The organism is Clostridium sp. (assembly GCF_051656525.1).
GTDB lineage: Bacteria > Bacillota > Clostridia > Clostridiales > Clostridiaceae > Clostridium.
Window position 1 is genome coordinate 1 of record NZ_JBOGCC010000101.1, and the last position, 2,099, is coordinate 2,099.

The window sequence follows — 2,099 nt, forward strand, 5'->3', positions numbered from 1 at the left end:
AATGTTGATTTTTTTTCGGTTCATGAACAGGGGCTCCCCGCTAGTGGTAAAGCTTACTTCAGAAACTACATCGCATCAGTGGGTGAGTGCATTGTTTTTACTTATGATTTGAATATGGATGGTTGTGTCGGTGCCAAACTTCCAGATACGGATTGTTTTTTGAATGACAAAAATAACACTAAGTATCCATTGGGTGAGATTTTTGGGTATCGGAAAAAAGATAATGTCATTGAAATGACCAATACCACAATGAAAAATGCAGTATCTCAACCTGTCTTTGACTGTGTTCGGCCTGGTGTCGGATTACAGCCAGGGCAAGTGTCATGTAATGACAGTGTATTTTCAGGTGCGCTATGTAATAACTCAAAAGGTAATTGGGAGGCGATAACTGATTCACGTTTTATGCGAATTGAGGCTTTTTCATTAACGAGAACGACTGATTCTAATGATTCTAATGAAATTGTTGGTAGTGGCGATAATGCAGTAATTTATCCTCGCTATCAATTAAATATACGAGCTGTGTTAGTTAGTAATCCAGCGGTTCGAGGTGAAATCAAGCAAACTATTACTTTGGAGAACCCGTTACGATGAAACCTTATCAAAATGGTTTTGCTACTTTAACGGTAGTTCTGATCATAATGTTATTAGCTGCCATGGCGGTTCTTACCGCAGGGCATCAAACCTACCAGAGAGTAAAAAGTGAGCAGGAAAGTGTTATAGCATTAGAAGCCTATAATAATGCGCAATCTGGTTTGACTTGCGCTCGCATGTGGTTGGCAGGTAAAAAACCAGCTGATCTGCAAGCTGCGATTAATCCAATATCTTGTTCAGAACCCTTAGTTGACGTGAGTGTAACCAAATGTGGTGCATCAAGTAACTTTGTTGTTAACTCTACAGGGCGCGGAAGTGATGTCAGCTCAAGCATTCGCTATATTATCAAGCACAATATAATGAAGTTGCAAGGGTTTGTTGAGACCCCAGATTCTGCTTTTATCTCCAAAGGCGCTGTTGTTCTTGGTGGTACAGTTATGATTACTGGTGGTGTGAACAGTATTGTTTCTGGTGGAAATATCACTATTACAGGTTCTGACGCTACGGAACCAAATTCAAAAAAACCTCAAGCTGACCATTTAAAAGAAACGCTCCCTTCAGATTATTATTTAGGCGACGGATTTACCTCATCCAATACAGTATTCAAAAAGATGACATGTGATGATTTTTCTAAACTGCCAGCTCCTAGCAAGTATCTCAATGAAAATAAGAATGTATGGCTGATTATGGATGAGCCGGTGTGTAAATTACCGACGACAATTTCGGCTGGTATCGCAAACCAAGTTAAACCAATTACATTTGTGATAGAGAATTTATCGGGGAGTACATCACCAACCCTAGCTTTAGGTGATCTTGGCGGTTCATTAACGCTGGCTGGGATGTTTGTTTTTATTGATAAAAATGGCCCCAGTAGTACATTGGGGCTTAAGGGAAGTTTTAATATTACAGGAGCTTTGATTACTGATTCTGGATTCAGTACTACTACAGGGTCGTTAACCATGTTGTATGACAAAGCATTGCTGGATGCTATAGATAATAATCTGTCTACATTGGGATTTACTCGAGGTACTTGGCGTGATTATTAATCGAGGGTTTGGACTAATAGAAGTGTTAATTGCTGTATTGGTGCTAGGTATTTCTTCAGTTGCTTTAGTGCAGTATCAACGCCAGCAGGTAAGGGCGTATGAAGAGGTCGATTTAAGTAAGCGAGCCGTACGGATAGCTAATAATCAATTAGAAATTATTGCATCTAAGATGAAGTCTAGTCCATCACTCCTCGCTTGCCCTGCTCAACAGATAGTTAAAGAACTAGACACTGACTTTGTCATAAACTGTGAACGCATTGAAATTAATGGTGCAGGTCGATATACCGTGTCAGTTAATTACTCTTATCGTGGAGAGGCGCAAAGTTTACGTTATCAAAAACTTAGCCGTTTGATGATTGCCCAAATGGGCAGTGGAGTGTATCAGTAGGTTCAGGCGCGTGGTCGTATTTCAGTGATGATGCGTAACATTTTTTGTGGGCATATATGCTGACTTAGTCAGGC

3 protein-coding genes are annotated in these 2,099 nt (G+C 40.1%); all 3 read left to right on the forward strand.

The window, feature by feature from the left end:
* Positions 1-591, forward strand: a 591-nt coding sequence (locus tag ACRDDY_RS04530; protein WP_438563782.1) for a hypothetical protein, incomplete at its 5' end; no start/stop codon positions are given.
* A complete protein-coding gene (locus ACRDDY_RS04535; RefSeq protein WP_438563783.1) occupies positions 588-1,637 on the forward strand; it encodes a hypothetical protein in 1,050 nt (349 codons plus the stop codon). The genes ACRDDY_RS04530 and ACRDDY_RS04535, both read left to right, overlap by 4 nt.
* Positions 1,627-2,025 (forward strand): type IV pilus modification PilV family protein, encoded by a 399-nt coding sequence (locus tag ACRDDY_RS04540; protein ID WP_178088180.1) that lies wholly within the window; start codon positions 1,627-1,629, stop codon positions 2,023-2,025. The genes ACRDDY_RS04535 and ACRDDY_RS04540 overlap by 11 nt, the downstream gene beginning before the upstream one ends.
* Positions 2,026-2,099 lie beyond the last annotated feature (74 nt).

What these genes read in the sequence shown, in the direction of transcription:
- ACRDDY_RS04535 (WP_438563783.1), top strand. Translation starts at nt 588, where the DNA reads ATGAAACCTTATCAAAATGGTTTTGCTACTTTAACGGTAGTTCTGATC.